Origin of the sequence: Nocardioides sp. NPDC101246, from assembly GCF_044767415.1 — a bacterium.
GTDB lineage: Bacteria > Actinomycetota > Actinomycetes > Propionibacteriales > Nocardioidaceae > Nocardioides.
The window spans coordinates 56,319-70,677 of the sequence record NZ_JBIWNX010000020.1; the positions used below are offsets into that span (position 1 = coordinate 56,319).

Annotated in this window: 13 protein-coding genes; 11 read left to right on the forward strand and 2 right to left on the reverse strand. The window is 69.8% G+C overall.

Features of this window, described 5'->3' with window-relative positions; genetic code table 11:
* The first annotated feature begins 79 nt into the window (after positions 1-79).
* The 8 genes from ACIRON_RS27680 to ACIRON_RS27715 all read left to right on the forward strand — a co-directional run bounded on the left by ACIRON_RS27680 (position 80) and on the right by ACIRON_RS27715 (position 7,592).
* Positions 80-1,120 carry a CapA family protein gene (locus tag ACIRON_RS27680; RefSeq protein ID WP_402997669.1) on the forward strand — a complete coding sequence of 347 codons (1,041 nt, stop codon included), beginning with the start codon at positions 80-82 and terminating at the stop codon, positions 1,118-1,120.
* Positions 1,117-2,091, forward strand: a complete 975-nt coding sequence (locus ACIRON_RS27685) for a M28 family metallopeptidase (protein WP_402997672.1) — start codon at positions 1,117-1,119, stop codon at positions 2,089-2,091. Before ACIRON_RS27680 ends, ACIRON_RS27685 begins: the two co-directional genes overlap by 4 nt.
* Positions 2,092-2,148: 57 nt before the next feature.
* On the forward strand, positions 2,149-3,996 hold the full coding sequence (gene ilvD, locus ACIRON_RS27690; protein ID WP_402997674.1) for a dihydroxy-acid dehydratase: 1,848 nt from the start codon (positions 2,149-2,151) through the stop codon (positions 3,994-3,996).
* 28 nt (positions 3,997-4,024) lie between these two features.
* The gene (locus ACIRON_RS27695; RefSeq protein ID WP_402997677.1) at positions 4,025-4,567 is read left to right on the forward strand and encodes a pyridoxamine 5'-phosphate oxidase family protein; all 543 of its coding nucleotides are present in this window, start codon (positions 4,025-4,027) and stop codon (positions 4,565-4,567) included.
* Between the two features lie 135 nt (positions 4,568-4,702).
* On the forward strand, positions 4,703-5,968 hold the full coding sequence (locus tag ACIRON_RS27700) for an MFS transporter (protein WP_402997680.1): 1,266 nt from the start codon (positions 4,703-4,705) through the stop codon (positions 5,966-5,968).
* A gap of 34 nt (positions 5,969-6,002) precedes the next feature.
* A complete protein-coding gene (locus ACIRON_RS27705) occupies positions 6,003-6,698 on the forward strand; it encodes a GNAT family N-acetyltransferase (protein ID WP_402997682.1) in 696 nt (231 codons plus the stop codon).
* A 122-nt stretch (positions 6,699-6,820) separates the two neighbouring features.
* Positions 6,821-7,135 carry an SHOCT domain-containing protein gene (locus ACIRON_RS27710; RefSeq protein WP_402997685.1) on the forward strand — a complete coding sequence of 105 codons (315 nt, stop codon included), beginning with the start codon at positions 6,821-6,823 and terminating at the stop codon, positions 7,133-7,135.
* Positions 7,136-7,181: 46 nt separating this feature from the next.
* Entirely contained in the window at positions 7,182-7,592 is a 411-nt protein-coding gene (locus ACIRON_RS27715; RefSeq protein WP_402997688.1) for a VOC family protein, read from the forward strand.
* On the opposite strand, the gene ACIRON_RS27720 is transcribed toward ACIRON_RS27715, so the two are convergent.
* Positions 7,589-8,926, reverse strand: coding sequence for an ABC1 kinase family protein (locus ACIRON_RS27720; RefSeq protein WP_402997690.1), 1,338 nt, complete (start codon positions 8,924-8,926; stop codon positions 7,589-7,591). The two genes, ACIRON_RS27715 and ACIRON_RS27720, sit on opposite strands and share 4 nt — an antisense overlap.
* 134 nt (positions 8,927-9,060) lie before the next feature.
* On the opposite strand from ACIRON_RS27720, the gene ACIRON_RS27725 reads away from it, so the two are divergent.
* Positions 9,061-11,181, forward strand: coding sequence for a prolyl oligopeptidase family protein (locus ACIRON_RS27725; RefSeq protein ID WP_402997693.1), 2,121 nt, complete (start codon positions 9,061-9,063; stop codon positions 11,179-11,181).
* Here the strand turns inward: ACIRON_RS27725 and ACIRON_RS27730 are convergent.
* Positions 11,122-11,649, reverse strand: coding sequence for a nitroreductase/quinone reductase family protein (locus tag ACIRON_RS27730; RefSeq protein WP_402997696.1), 528 nt, complete (start codon positions 11,647-11,649; stop codon positions 11,122-11,124). The genes ACIRON_RS27725 and ACIRON_RS27730 overlap by 60 nt on opposite strands.
* A gap of 367 nt (positions 11,650-12,016) precedes the next feature.
* On the opposite strand from ACIRON_RS27730, the gene ACIRON_RS27735 reads away from it, so the two are divergent.
* Both ACIRON_RS27735 and ilvN read left to right on the forward strand, forming a co-directional pair.
* On the forward strand, positions 12,017-13,768 hold the full coding sequence (locus tag ACIRON_RS27735; protein WP_402997699.1) for an acetolactate synthase large subunit: 1,752 nt from the start codon (positions 12,017-12,019) through the stop codon (positions 13,766-13,768).
* Complete coding sequence (ilvN, locus tag ACIRON_RS27740; protein ID WP_189119427.1) at positions 13,768-14,331, forward strand: acetolactate synthase small subunit; 564 nt, start codon at positions 13,768-13,770, stop codon at positions 14,329-14,331. Before ACIRON_RS27735 ends, ilvN begins: the two co-directional genes overlap by 1 nt.
* Positions 14,332-14,359: the final 28 nt, after the last annotated feature.

A 14,359-nucleotide genomic window follows, 5' to 3' on the forward strand; every position in this document is an offset into this window, starting at 1 on the left:
GGATCCGTAGCGTGCTGCCGTCCTCGATGCGGTCGGTCGAGGCTGCACAGGATCCTTGGTCCGGGGGCATGCTGGATGTATGGGACGCCACTGGCTCACCGTCGTGCTCGTATGCGCGCTGTCCGCCTGTGGCGCCGGCACACCAGTCGGGTCCTCGACGACGCCGGCCCCTCCCTCGTCCTCGTCGGTTCCGGTGCCCACTCCTGCTGCGGAGCCGCGTGTGCGGCTGACCGTCGTCGGGGATCTGATGCTGACCCGCGGGGTGCCCGATGCGGCAGCGGCGCTGGCTCCGATGCAGGCGCGCTTGGCGGGCGCTGACATCACCGTCGGCAATCTCGAGTCGACGTTGTCGAGAGCAGGGAGCCCGACTCAGGGTGGGGATTCCTTCGGTGGTGGGCCGGAGCTGCTGCGGCCTCTGCGGGCGGCTGGTTTCGATGCGATCTCGTTGGCGAACAACCACACAGGTGACTTCGGCGACCGGGCGCTGACGGAGACGGTCGAGGCGTTGTCGGGGGCGGGGATCGTGCCGTTCGGGGCAGGGCGGGATCTCGACGCGGCTGCCCGGCCGGCCGTGGTGGAGAGAGCCGGGATCACCTTCGCGTTCCTGGGGTTCAACGCGATCGGCGAGACGCCTCGGGCGACGAGGAGCGACCCGGGCGCCTTCTCGGTGCGGATGCCGCCACGTACGGGTCCTCTCGTCGATGCCGACCTGCGCCGGGTCGAGCGGGAGGTCCGAGCCGCCGAGAAGGTTGCCGACGTCGTGGTGGTGCTGCCGCACTGGGGTACGCAGTACACCCATCGCCCCGAGGCGATCCAGCGCCATGTCGCCCGTCGTCTCGTCGCTGCCGGGGCGGATCTCGTCGCCGGCGGCCACCCGCACTGGGTCCAGCCGCTCGAGCGGGTCGGCGGCGTACCGGTCCTCCACTCGCTCGGAAACTTCGTCTTCGACATGGACTTCATGTCCCAGACGATGGAGGGCGTCGTTCTCGACGCGACCTTCCGCGGCGCCACGCTGGAGGACCTGAACCTCGTGCCCTACCGGATGGATCCCGAGACGTTTGCTCCACGCGTGGTGGGCGGTCGTGAGGCGGCCCGGATCCTTGGGCAGGCGAGGCCATGATCCGTCGGATCGCGTGCGCGGCCGGGTCCCTCCTCGTCCTCACCGGGTGCGGTGAGGCGTCACCGACCCCCGAGACGTCTCCGACAACCACCGCGACAGCGCCGGCCACCGCGTCCAAGCCCTCGCCCACCCCGAGCAGGACCCGGGCCGCCCCGCCACTGACACCCGAGCAGCTCCGCGTCGGGACAGCGACCGTCGCCGTACGCCATCTGGCGGGTGAGATCGGCCCGAGACCCGGGACGTCGCCCGCTTACCATCGAGCCGCAGCCTGGGTCGAGGGACAGCTGGCAGGGTTCGGCTGGCAGGTGCACCGACAGCGGTTCCAAACACCCGCCGGAGTCTCGTGGGGCATCCCGGTCAGCGCGGGGGAGTCGGTCAACCTGGTCGCCGACAGAGGCGACGTACGCCCCGGGCAGCCGTGGCTCCTGGTCGGTGCCCACCTCGACACCGTCCCGCAGGCACCGGGTGCGGAGGACAACGCGTCCGGCGTGGCTGTGCTGCTGGCGATCGCCGAGACGGCCGCAGGACGGTCGACGAGGATGCCGGTGCGGTTGGTCGTCTTCGGCTCCGAGGAGCCGCGAGGTGAGACCGACGACGACCACCACTACGGCTCTCGCGCGTATGTTGCGTCCCTCCCGCCTGTCGAGCGCAGGTCGCTGACCGGCATGGTCTCACTGGACCGGGTCGGCGTAGGGGAGGCTGTCCCGGCGTGCGGCGCACGCCCAGGACGCGACCGCACCCTGGCGAGCCTCCGAGCGGCGGCAAGGCGCGCGAAGGTGCCGACCACCGGCTGCTCCCAGACCCCCAACCGTTCCAGCGACCACTGGTCCTTCGTACGGGCGGGCCTGCCCGGCGTGCGCCTCGGGTCGACTCCGTACGCCGCGTACCACTCACCCGCCGACACACCCGACGTCGTCGACCCGGCCCAGCTCGTGCGCACCGGTCGGATCATGCTTGCCTGGCTCGCCTGACGTCCGCCGTACGTCACTGTGTCGAACGATCCACCCGAACGGGTCTAGCCTTCTGGCATGCCCACTCTTCGCTCCGCAACCTCGACCTCGGGCCGCAACATGGCGGGTGCCCGCGCGCTCTGGCGCGCGACCGGCATGACCGATGACGACTTCGGCAAGCCGATCATCGCGATCGCCAACTCGTTCACCGAGTTCGTGCCCGGCCATGTCCACCTCCGTGACCTCGGCAAGATCGTCGCCGAGAAGATCCAGGAGGCCGGGGGAGTGGCCAAGGAGTTCAACACGATCGCCGTCGACGACGGCATCGCGATGGGCCACGCCGGGATGCTCTACTCGCTGCCCAGCCGCGAGCTGATCGCGGACGCGGTCGAATACATGGTCGAGGCGCACCGCGCCGACGCGATCGTGTGCATCTCCAACTGCGACAAGATCACCCCCGGCATGCTGCTGGCCAGCCTGCGGCTCAACATCCCGGTCGTCTTCGTCTCCGGTGGCCCGATGGAGGCCGGCAAGACGACCGCCATCGAGGGGATCGTGCACGACAAGCTCGACCTGGTCGACGCGATGGTGCTCTCGGTCAACGAGGCGGTCACCGACGAGCAGCTCGACGTCATCGAGCGCGCCGCGTGTCCGACCTGCGGCTCCTGCAGCGGCATGTTCACCGCCAACTCGATGAACTGCCTCACCGAGGCCATCGGCCTCAGCCTGCCGGGAAACGGGTCGACCCTGGCCACCCACGCCAAGCGCCGCGCGCTCTTCGAGGAGGCCGGCCGCACCATCGTGGAGCTGTGCCGCCGCTACTACGAGGAGGGCGACGAGTCCGTCCTGCCGCGCAACATCGCCAGCCGCAGCGCCTTCGAGAACGCGGTCGCGCTCGACGTCGCCATGGGCGGCTCGACCAACACCGTGCTGCACCTGCTCGCGGCCGCGCGCGAGGCCGAGCTCGACTTCAACGTGCACGACATCGACGCGATCTCGCGTCGGGTGCCGTGCCTGAGCAAGGTCGCTCCCAACAGCCCGAAGTACCACATGGAGGACGTCCACCGCGCCGGCGGCATCCCCGCCCTGCTCGGCGAGCTGCGCCGTGGTGGCGCGCTCAACGAGGACGTCCACACCATCCACTCCGACACCATCGAGGAGTGGCTGGGCAGTTGGGACATCCGCGCGGAGAACCCCAGCCAGGAGGCGCTCGACCTCTTCCTCGCCGCACCGGGCGGAGTGCGTACGACCGAGGCGTTCTCCACCGAGAACCTCTGGGCGAGCCTGGACACCGACGCCGCCGAGGGCTGCATCCGCGACTTCGAGCACGCCTACTCCGAAGACGGCGGGCTGGCGATCCTGTCGGGCAACATCGCCCCCGACGGCTGTGTGGTGAAGACCGCCGGAGTTCCCGACGACTGCCTGACCTTCACCGGCACCGCGATCGTCTTCGAGTCCCAGGACGCCGCGGTCGACGGGATCCTCGCCAAGAAGGTCGAGGCCGGCCACGTCGTGGTGATCCGCTACGAGGGCCCGAAGGGTGGGCCGGGCATGCAGGAGATGCTCTACCCGACCTCGTTCCTCAAGGGCCGTGGTCTGGGCCAGAAGTGCGCGCTGATCACCGACGGCCGCTTCTCCGGTGGCACCTCGGGGCTCTCGATCGGTCACGTCTCCCCGGAGGCGGCCGGTGGCGGCCTGATCGCCCTGATCGAGGACGGCGACCAGATCTCCATCGACATCCCGAACCGCTCGATCGCCCTCGACGTCGACGACCTCGTCCTCGACCAGCGCCGAGCCCTCCAGGAGAAGCGGGACAAGCCCTACACCCCGGCCAACCGGGACCGGAAGGTCTCCGCGGCCCTGCGGGCGTACGCCTCGATGGCCACCTCGGCCTCCGACGGCGCCTACCGCAGCGTGCCCGAGTAAACGGCCCATGGGGAAGGTTCACACGCGGGTGGAAGGTCGCCTGCGGGAGTTCGTCGACCGTCAGGTCGTCTTCTTCGTCGCCACCGCGCCGCTCGCCGGCGAGGGTCACGTCAACCTCTCGCCCCGGGGGATCCCGGGCACCTTCGGGATGCTCGACGAGCTCACCTTCGCGTGGCTCGACGGCACCGGGAGCGGCAGCGAGACGATCGCGCACCTGCGTGAGAACGGACGGATCACGGTGATGTTCTGTGCCTTCGACGGGGCTCCGAACATCGTCCGCTTCCACGGCCGCGGCCGGGTGGTGACCCGCTACGAGGAGGAGTACGCCGATCTGGCCGGCCGCTTCACCGACCTGCCCGGTGCCCGGGCGGTCGTCGTCGTGGACATCGAGCGCGTCTCCGACTCCTGCGGCTACGCCGTCCCGCTGATGTCGTACGTCGGCGAGCGCGAGCTGCTCCCGGCGTACTTCGAGCGCAAGGGGGTCGAGGGGTCGGCCGAATACCGGCGCCGGAAGAACCTCGCCAGTCTCGACGGTCTGCCGGCCTTCGACTTCGACCCCGCGCTGGAGTAGCCGTTGCGGGTTGTGAAGCCGAGAGTGGCCTATGGGTCACTCTCGGCTTCACAACCTGTCGGATTCGCTTGACCCCGTTCGTGGCATGGGTGAGGGGCCCGACGGAGCGGCCCACCGGGTGCGGGAGTGGTTGCGATGTCGGATCAGGGGCAGGAACAGAAGTCGGATCGGTGGAAGCGGAATCTGCTGGTCTTCCTCGGCGGCCAGACGGTGTCGTCGTTGGGGTCGATGATCGTCGGGTACGCGGTGATGTGGCATCTCACCGTCGAGACCGGGTCGGCCGCGGTGCTGACCCTGAGCGTGGCGGCCGGGATGCTGCCGCAGGCGGTGGTGTCGGTCTTCGGCGGCGTATGGGCCGACCGGCACTCGCGCAAGCTGCTGATCATCGGGGCCGACTCGGCGATCGCGGTGGCGACCTTGGTGCTCGCGCTGCTGATGCTGAGCGGCGTCGGTGACCTGTGGATGATCTTCGTCGCGATGGCGGTCCGCTCGGCGCTGGCCGGGATCCAGGGGCCAGCGGTCAACGCCATGCTCCCGCAGATCGTCCCGGCCGAGCATCTGATGCGGGTCAACGGGGCTCAGCAGACGATCCAGTCAGGGATGATGCTGTTCGCGCCCGCCGTGGCGGCCGCGGTCTACGCGAGCACCGGCATCGTCGCGGTCTTCTTCATCGACGTGGTGACGGCCGTGGCCGGCGTACTCCTGCTGCTTCTGGTCCCGGTGGGGCGGACGGTCCGCTCGGCGGGCTCGTCAGCACCGGTCAGCTACTTCGGCGATCTCCTCGCCGGGCTGCGGTACGTCAAGGGGAACCCCTCGGTGCGCTGGGTGATGGGGCTCGTGGCCGTCGTGATGTTCATGGCCGGGGCGCCGGCGCACCTCACGCCGCTGATGATCACGCGCAGCTTCGGCGACGAGGTCTGGATGCTGAGCGTCAACGAGCTGTTCTGGAGCGTCGGGATGGTCCTCGGCGGCGCGCTGATGGCCGTCTTCGGGCCCCGGGTGAAGCGCCGGGTGCGGCTGATGGTGGCCGCCTCGGTCGGGGTCGGGGTGCTCGTCGTCGGGCTCGGTGTCTCTGCCGACTTCTGGGTGTTCTCGGTCGCCGGCCTGGTGATCTGCATACTCTTCCAGACGCTGCTGGTGCCCGCGGCGACCGTCCTGCAGGAGCAGGTCGAGGACTCGATGCGCGGGCGGGTGTTCGGGTTCTACGGGATCGTGATGTCGGTGGCGATGCCCGTCTCGATGATCGTCTTCGGGCCGCTCGCCGACAGGTTCGCGGTGGAGTCGGTGATGGTCCTCGCCGGGGTGCTGCTGCTGGGCTGCCTGGTCGGGATGCTCGCCCTCGGCGGCGCCCGGCGCTCGCTCGCCACGGTGGACACGACAGCCGAGGCGACGGCCTCCTGAGCAACGGTCACGGCGGTCGGAGACAATGACCGCCGTGACCGATTTCTCCTATCCCGTAGGTGCTGTCGTCGAGGACTGGCAGGCGCGGCCATGGCCCGAGCCGGTGACCCTCGAGGGGAGCTACGTCCGGGTCGCGCCGCTCTCGTCGGCACAGTATTCGGACCTCTACGCCGCGGTCTGTGGCCCCGAGGACGCCGACCTGTGGACCTACCGGCCGATCGTGATGCCGACCTCGCTGCAGGACCTGTGGATGCACCTGGCGGGTCTGGTCGACGCGGCCGACGTCGTGCCGTTCGCATTCGTCCCGTTGGAGGGGGAGCGGGAGGGCCGGGCGAGCGGTGTCGCGGGCTACCACGCGATCAACCCGAGGAATGGGAGCATCGAGGTGGGTGGGGTGCTCTTCGGGTCCGCGCTGGCTCGCACCAGGGCGGCGACCGAGACGATCCACCTGCTCCTGCTGCACGCGTTCGACACGCTGGGCTACCGGCGCTTCGAGTGGAAGCTCGACTCGCTCAACGAACCGTCCCGGCGGGCCGCGGAGCGGCTCGGGTTCAGCTATGAGGGCCGCTTCCGCAACCACATGGTCGTCAAGGGCCGCAACCGGGACACCGACTGGTTCTCGATCACCGCCGAGGAGTGGCCGAAGGTGCGCGAGGGCCACGAGCGCTGGCTCGACCCCGCGAACTTCGACGAGCAGGGGCGCCAGCACAGCCGGCTCCGGATCGGCTAGGTGCACCTAGGGGCCGCGTACGCACGATTGCGTACGCGGCCCCCGCTCCTGAGCCGATGTGCCGGCGGCTCGTGGGCAGCAGTCTGAGGGCATAGGCAAGCCCGACAGATTGGACACGAGCAATGAGCATCAACGAGACGGTGGCCACCGTGGTGGCCGACGACCACTGGGGTCCGTGGCGCGAGAACGGACCGTGGCAGGACGGGGGAGGGCCGCCGGCGTTCTGGCCGATCTTCCCGATCCTGTGGTTCCTGGTGATCGCCGCGATCATCACGGCTGTCGTCCTCTACAACCGCAAGCGGGTGGCCGAGGGGCCGCGGCGCGCGGGCGAGGCCAGGCTGGCCGAGAGGTACGCCGCGGGCGAGATCGACGAGAACGAGTACCGCGCTCGCCGAGACGTCCTCCGGGAGAAGCCGGGCCGGCCCGAGGAAGCCTGACAGTGGAGGCCTGACACCCGCGCTGGTCCGTGGCAGTGTGACGGTCATGGACCAGCGCATCAGCTTCGTCACCCTCGCTGTCGCCGACGTGGCGGCGAGCCGGTCGTTCTATGTCGACGGCCTCGGCTGGACCCCCGAGATGGAGGCCGACGGCGTGCTCATGATCCGCGTCGGCGAGCACGTCATCCTCTCGCTGTGGGACCGGCGCGAGTTCGAGGAGGAGGTCGGCACGATCGCCGTCGCCGACGGCGTGGCGCCGTTCACCCTCGCTCACAACGTCGCCACCCGCGAGGAGGTCGACGGCGTCTTGGAGCTCGCCCGGTCGCTCGGGTGTGAGGCCCCGGCCGCCCAGGAGCGGGTCTGGGGCGGCTACACCGGCTACTTCGCGGACCCCGACGGCGTGCGCTGGGAGATCGCCTACAACCCCGGTCCAGTCGGGCAGGTCGTACTTCCCTAGTCGGCGAACCCCGGCAGATACTCCTCGAGGATCTCCCGGAACGGCGCCTCCGCGTTGAGCTGCGCCAGCACCCCGAGACCACCGAGCCAGACCCGGTGGATGAGCAGGTAGGACGGCGGCAGGTTGAGCTTGAGGCCGACCGTGTAGGCGGGATCCTTGGGATCGTTGATCCGCTTGAACTCCTCCCGCATCCATTCCCGGGTGAACCGGAAGCGCTCCTCCAGCGCCGGGGTCACGAACGGAGCTAGGTAGTCGAGCACGTGCTGCGGCTCGACCTTGATCCCCTCGCGGATGAAGCCCACCTCGCGCAGACCCGCGACCAGGGCATCGGCGTCGCCGGTCGCGGCGATCCGGATCAGCCGCCCCATCGGCTCGGGGAAGCCTCGCTCCGGGAGTCGCGCGGCGAGCCCGAAGTCGAGCACCGCCATGCGGCCGTCGGGAAGGACCCGGAAGTTGCCCGGGTGCGGGTCGGCGTGGAGCATCCCGGTCAAGCCGGGTGCGGAGAACCAGAACCGGGCGAGCAGCTCGCCATAGTGGTCGCGCTCCTCGGGAGTGCCCTCGGCGATCACCTTCGCGATCGAGCCCTCCGACTCCACCCACTCGGTGATGAGCACCGAGGGTCCCACCGCGACGACATCGGGGACGTCGATGAGGGGATGGTCGGCGTACGCCGTTGCGAAGACGTGCTGGGCCTCGGCCTCCTTCGGGTAGTCGAGCTCCTCGACCACCCGCTCCTGCAGCTCGGTGACGAGCGCCTTGATGTCCATCCCGGGAACCACCGCGTTGCCGATCGCCGCGACCCGGCCGATCTGGCGCAGGTCGGCGCGCAGCGCCTCGTCGGCACCCGGGTACTGCACCTTCACCGCGACCTCGCGACCGTCGGCCCACCGGCCGCGGTGGACCTGCCCGATCGAGGCCGAGGCGGCCGGCTCGTCGGAGAGCTCGACCAGCTGCTCGGACCAGTCGGGCCCGAGATCCCGGGCCAGCAGGCCGCGGACGATCCCGGTCGGCATCGGGGGAGCGGAGTCCTGGAGCCGGGTGAGCTGGGCGCGGTAGTGGGCCGCCTGCGACTCCGGCAGCGCCGCCTCCATCACCGAGAGCATCTGCCCGAACTTCATCGCGCCGCCCTTGAGCTCACCCAGGGTGCGGAAGAGCTGGTCGGCCGTACGCTGGTGCACATCGGCCAGCACCGCCTCGGCGGGCTTGCCCCCGATCCGCTTCCCGAGCCCGAGCGCCTTGCGCCCGGCGTACCCCATCGGCAGCGCGGCCAGCTTCGCCGTCCGTGTCGCCGCTCGCCGCGGCAGACCCTTCGACGACCCCTCCGCCTCACTCATGCCGCAATTGTGCCTGTCGGCCGCAACTTGCGCACCGCGAAGTAGCCTTCCGGCATGAGTGAGCGCCAGCGAACGACGACAAGCGTCAGGCCACCGCATCCGTACTCTTCGTCCTGCCCTACGGAGGCGGTGGCATGACCTCTGAGCAGACGATCGTGACCCCGCTCGACCCCGCCGCAGAGGACCCGTTCGGCTGGTTGGAGGAGGTCGAGGGGGTCGAGGCGCTGGCGTGGGTGCGGGCCCGCAACGAGGAGGCTCACGCGGGCGTCGGTGCCGATCCCGTCTTCGCCAAGATCGAGGCGCAGATCCTCGAGGTGCTCGACTCCGACGACCGGGTGCCCGAGGTCTCGCGCCTCGGCGAGCATCTCTACAACTTCTGGCGCGACGCCGACCACGAGCGCGGCATCTGGCGCCGCACCACGCCGGACTCCTACCGCACCGACGACCCCGAGTGGGAGCTCCTGCTCGACCTCGACGCGCTCGCCGCCGAGGAGGGCGAGAGCTGGGTCTGGCACGGCGCCTCGGTGCTCCGGCCCGAGCCCGGCGAGCCGTGGCGCAAGGTGCTCGTCGACCTCTCCCCGGGTGGCTCGGACGCCGACGTGACGCGGGAGTTCGACCTGGTCGAGAAGGCCTTCGTGAGCCCGGCCGAGGGTGGCTTCACCCGTGCCGTCGAGCAGGGCGGCGCGAAGGGCGCACTCTCCTGGTGCGGCCCGGACGCGGTCTACGTCTTCACCGACTTCGGCGAGGGCTCGCTGACCCCGAGCGGCTATCCGCGGATCGTGAAGCTGTGGCGCCGCGGCACCCCGTTCGAGGACGCGGCGGTGGTCTACGAGGGCACCGACGAGGACATGTACATCTCCGCCCGCCGCATCCACACGCCCGGCTTCGAGCGCGACCTGGTCAGCCGCTCGATCGCGTTCTACAGGTCCGAGACCTACGTCGCCACGGACCCCGGCACCCCCGAGCAGACCCTCACCAAGCTCGACATCCCCGACTCCGCCGAGGCCGGCTTCCACCGCGAGTGGCTGGTCATCGAGCTTCGCGAGGAGTGGACCGTCGCGGGCACGACGTACGCCGCCGGCTCGCTGCTCGCGAGCGACGCGGAGCGGTTCCTGGCCGGTGAGCGTGACCTCACCGTGCTCTTCGAGCCCACCGCGAAGACCTCGCTCGCCGGGGCGACCTGGACCCGCAACCACCTCGTCCTCAACGTGTTCGAGGACGTCAAGAACAAGCTGAGCGTGCTGACCCCGTCCGAGTCCGGCGAGTGGACGCGCTCCGACTTCCCCGCGACCGACCCGGTGGCCGCGGTCGGCACCCGTGCCGTCGACGCGGTCGAGTCCGACGAGGTCTGGGTCGTCACCAGCGGCTACCTGACCCCGGCGACGTACGGCCTGACGACCATCGGCGCGGAGACGATCGAGCCGCTGAAGTCGGCGCCGTCCTGGTTCGACACCGAAGGGCTCCGCGCCGAGCAGCGTTTCGCGACCTCGGCGGACGGCACCCGGATCCCCTACTTCATCGTCGGCGCCGAGGCCGCCCTCGACGCGAGCGGCGGCCCGGCCCCGACGCTGCTCTACGGCTACGGCGGCTTCGAGATCCCGATGACCCCGGGCTACTCCGCCGGTGTGGGCCGGAGCTGGCTCAGCGAGGGCGGCGTCTACGTCGTGGCCAACATCCGCGGGGGAGGGGAGTACGGCCCGGCCTGGCACCAGGCGGCGCTGAAGGAGAACCGGCACAAGGCCTACGAGGACTTCGCCGCGGTCGCCCGCCATCTCGTCGAGACCGGGGTGACCTCTGCCGAGCGTCTCGGGATCCAGGGCGGTTCCAACGGCGGGCTGCTCACCGGCAACATGCTCACCCTCTACCCCGAGCTGTTCGGCGCGGTCGTGATCCAGGTGCCGCTGCTGGACATGAAGCGCTACTCGCACCTCCTCGCCGGAGCGTCGTGGATGGCCGAGTACGGCGACCCGGACAACCCCGACGAGTGGGAGTACATCCGGACGTTCTCGCCCTACCACCTGCTCGACGGCGCGAAGTCCTACCCGCCGGTCCTGCTCACCACCTCGACCAAGGACGACCGCGTCCACCCCGGCCACGCCCGCAAGATGGCCGCGCTCCTGGCGGCCACTGGCAAGGACGTCACCTACTACGAGAACATCGAGGGCGGCCACGGCGGTGCCGCCAACAACGCCCAGTCAGCCCACCTCTCCGCCTTCGCCTGGACCTTCCTGCGCGAGCGGCTCGGCCTGGTCTGAGAGCTCGAGGACCACGACCGGGGTTGGGTGCGAGCGCCGGACGGCATAGTCGTCCAGCTCGCCCCACCCGTCGTCGCTGGCCGCGAGCAGCCCCCACAGCCGCTCCCGGTCAGGGCCGGTCGCCTCGCGGGCGCGCACCCGCTGCGTGCCCTCCTCGACCGTCTCGGCGACGGCGTCGGGATTCGCCAGCAGGTTGAGCCACCAGGCGGGCGGCGGGTCGGCCCAGCCGTTCATCGCCAGCGTGACGTAGCTCGACCCGTCGGGGACGTAGGACACGATCACCGAGCGCTCCTGCCCGGTGCGGCGCCCGGTCGTGGTCAGCCGGAGCATGCCGGCCCGCTCGGCGGTCGGGCGGCGCAGGAATCGCGCTCCGCCCGCGGCGTACAGCCGGCGGTGGAACCACCACGCGGCGCGGATGAACCAGCGGGGCGGCAGCCACGCGGATCTGTGCTTCTCGTCGGTCGACATCGTCGCCTCCACAGGACGGACCCGAGAACCACTTGGTACGTCCAGGCTAGCGATCGCCACGGGCCCGCCGCCTCGGTGAGAACCCTGAGATCCACCGAGCGACTGACAGATACTGGGACGGTGATCTCAGATCATGGGACGCGCGCTAGGGTGAGGTGACACGGCGCGACACATGGGGTTAACGTGTGGGCATGCTGAACAGCATTCTCGTACTTATCAGGCGCGTCGCCTAGGAGCCACTGGCCCCAGACGACGCGTCTCCCTCCGTTGCCCGCCGGGCCGGAGGGTTTTTTGTTGCACGAGCAGCCCAAGCCAGACAACCGAGTACAGCCCATGAGTAGAAGCTCCGATGAGTAGGACGGCGGACATGAGCGAGCAGATGACAGGCGCCCAGAGCCTGATCAAGTCGCTGGAAGCAGCGGGTGCCGAGAACATCTTCGGCATTCCGGGAGGAGCGATCCTTCCGGCGTACGACCCGCTGATGGACTCGAAGATCCGCCACATTCTCGTACGTCACGAGCAGGGCGCCGGCCACGCGGCCCAGGGCTACGCCGCCGCGACCGGCAAGGTCGGGGTCTGCATGGCCACCAGCGGCCCGGGCGCGACCAACCTGGTCACCCCGCTCGCCGACGCCAACATGGACTCCGTGCCGATGGTGGCCATCACCGGCCAGGTCGGCGCGGCGATGATCGGCACCGACGCCTTCCAGGAGGCGGACATCAAGGGCATCACGATGCCGGTCACCAAGCACAGCTTCCTCATCACCGACCCGGCGGAGATCCCGCTGCGGGTCGCTGAGGCCTTCCACCTCGCCTCCACCGGGAGGCCGGGTCCGGTCCTCGTCGACGTCACCAAGTCGGCGTTGCAGGCCACCACCACCTACCGGTGGCCGACCGAGCTCCACCTGCCGGGCTACCGCCCGGTGACCAGGCCGCACGCCAAGCAGATCCGCGAGGCGGCGCGCCTGATGCTGGAGGCCAAGAAGCCGGTCCTCTACGTCGGTGGCGGCACGATCCGCTCGGGCGCCCACCGCGAGCTCCTGCAGCTGGCCACGCTCACCGGGATCCCGGTGGTGACCACGCTGATGGCCCGCGGCGCCTTCCCCGACTCCCACCCGCAGCACCTCGGCATGCCGGGCATGCACGGCACCGTCCCCGCCGTCGCCGGCCTGCAGAAGTCGGACCTGATCATCAGCCTCGGTGCCCGCTTCGACGACCGCGTCACCGGCAACCTGGACTCCTTCGCTCCCAACGCCAAGGTGATCCACGCCGACATCGACCCGGCCGAGATCGGGAAGAACCGCTACGCCGACGTCCCGATCGTGGGCGACGTGCGTGAGGTCCTCACCGACCTGATCGCGGTGCTCACCGCCGAGAAGGAAGCCGGCAAGGAGGGCGACTACGAGGGTTGGATCGCGTTCATGGCCGGGATCAAGAAGGCGTACCCGCTCGGCTACGACCTCCCCGCGGACGGTCTCTCGCCGCAGTACGTCATCGAGCGGCTCGGCAAGATCTCCGGCGAGGAGACGATCTTCACCGCCGGTGTCGGCCAGCACCAGATGTGGGCCGCGCAGTTCATCGGCTACGAGCACCCCAACACCTGGATCAACTCCGGTGGCCTCGGCACGATGGGCTACTCCGTCCCCGCCGCGATGGGCGCGAAGGTCGGCTGCCCGGACTCCACGGTGTGGTCGATCGACGGCGACGGCTGCTTCCAGATGACCAACCAGGAGCTGGCCACCTGCGCGATCGAGGGCATCCCGATCAAGGTCGCGATCATCAACAACGACAACCTCGGCATGGTGCGCCAGTGGCAGACGCTCTTCTACGGCGAGCGCTACTCCAACACCAACCTGCAGTCCCACGGCCAGCCCAAGCGCATCCCCGACTTCCCCAAGCTGGCCGAGGCCATGGGCTGCGTCGGCCTGGCCTGTGACTCCGCCGAGGACGTCGACGCCACCATCGAGAAGGCCATGGAGATCAACGACATGCCCGTCGTCGTCGACTTCCGGGTCAACAAGGACGCCATGGTGTGGCCGATGGTCGCCGCCGGCTCCTCCAACGACGAGATCCAGTACGCGCGCGACCTCGCGCCCGAGTTCGACGAGGACGACCTGTGATGAGCATCCAGCCCGTGAAGACCGGCGGCAAGCACACGCTGAGCGTCCTGGTCGAGAACAAGCCCGGCGTCCTGGCCCGCGTGGCCGCGCTCTTCTCGCGCCGCGGCTTCAACATCGAATCTCTCGCGGTGGGACCGACCGAGCACGACGAGGTCTCCCGCATGACGGTCGTGGTCAATCTCGAGAACACCCCTCTCGAGCAGGTCACCAAGCAGCTCAACAAGCTGGTCGAGGTGATCAAGATCGTCGAGCTCGAGCCTGAGTCGCGCGTCCAGCGCGCCCTCATGCTGGTCAAGATCACCGCCACCACGGAGACCCGCAGCCAGGTGCTCGACACCATCCAGCTCTTCCGGGCCAAGGTCGTCGACGTGTCCACCGACACCGTCGTCGTCCAGCTGGCCGGCAACACCGGAAAGCTCAACGACTTCCTCCGGGTCATCGAGCCCTTCGGTATCCGTGAGCTCTCCCAGTCCGGCATGGTCGGCATGGGCCGCGGCTCCCGGTCGATCTCCGAGCGCAGCCTGCGATCCGTGGCTGTGCCCGCTCCGCCTTCCGCGGTCTGAACCCCATCAACAAACAACTGAAGGAGAA

Excerpts from the sequence above, each read along its gene's own strand:
- ACIRON_RS27680 (WP_402997669.1), top strand. The coding sequence starts at position 80 with ATGGGACGCCACTGGCTCACCGTCGTGCTCGTATGCGCGCTGTCCGCC.
- ACIRON_RS27685 (WP_402997672.1), top strand. The coding sequence starts at position 1,117 with ATGATCCGTCGGATCGCGTGCGCGGCCGGGTCCCTCCTCGTCCTCACC.
- ilvD (WP_402997674.1), top strand. The coding sequence starts at position 2,149 with ATGCCCACTCTTCGCTCCGCAACCTCGACCTCGGGCCGCAACATGGCG.
- ACIRON_RS27700 (WP_402997680.1), top strand. The coding sequence starts at position 4,703 with ATGTCGGATCAGGGGCAGGAACAGAAGTCGGATCGGTGGAAGCGGAAT.
- ACIRON_RS27710 (WP_402997685.1), top strand. The coding sequence starts at position 6,821 with ATGAGCATCAACGAGACGGTGGCCACCGTGGTGGCCGACGACCACTGG.
- ACIRON_RS27715 (WP_402997688.1), top strand. The coding sequence starts at position 7,182 with ATGGACCAGCGCATCAGCTTCGTCACCCTCGCTGTCGCCGACGTGGCG.
- ACIRON_RS27720 (WP_402997690.1), bottom strand. The coding sequence starts at position 8,926 with ATGAGTGAGGCGGAGGGGTCGTCGAAGGGTCTGCCGCGGCGAGCGGCG.
- ACIRON_RS27725 (WP_402997693.1), top strand. The coding sequence starts at position 9,061 with ATGACCTCTGAGCAGACGATCGTGACCCCGCTCGACCCCGCCGCAGAG.
- ACIRON_RS27730 (WP_402997696.1), bottom strand. The coding sequence starts at position 11,649 with ATGTCGACCGACGAGAAGCACAGATCCGCGTGGCTGCCGCCCCGCTGG.
- ACIRON_RS27735 (WP_402997699.1), top strand. The coding sequence starts at position 12,017 with ATGAGCGAGCAGATGACAGGCGCCCAGAGCCTGATCAAGTCGCTGGAA.
- ilvN (WP_189119427.1), top strand. The coding sequence starts at position 13,768 with ATGAGCATCCAGCCCGTGAAGACCGGCGGCAAGCACACGCTGAGCGTC.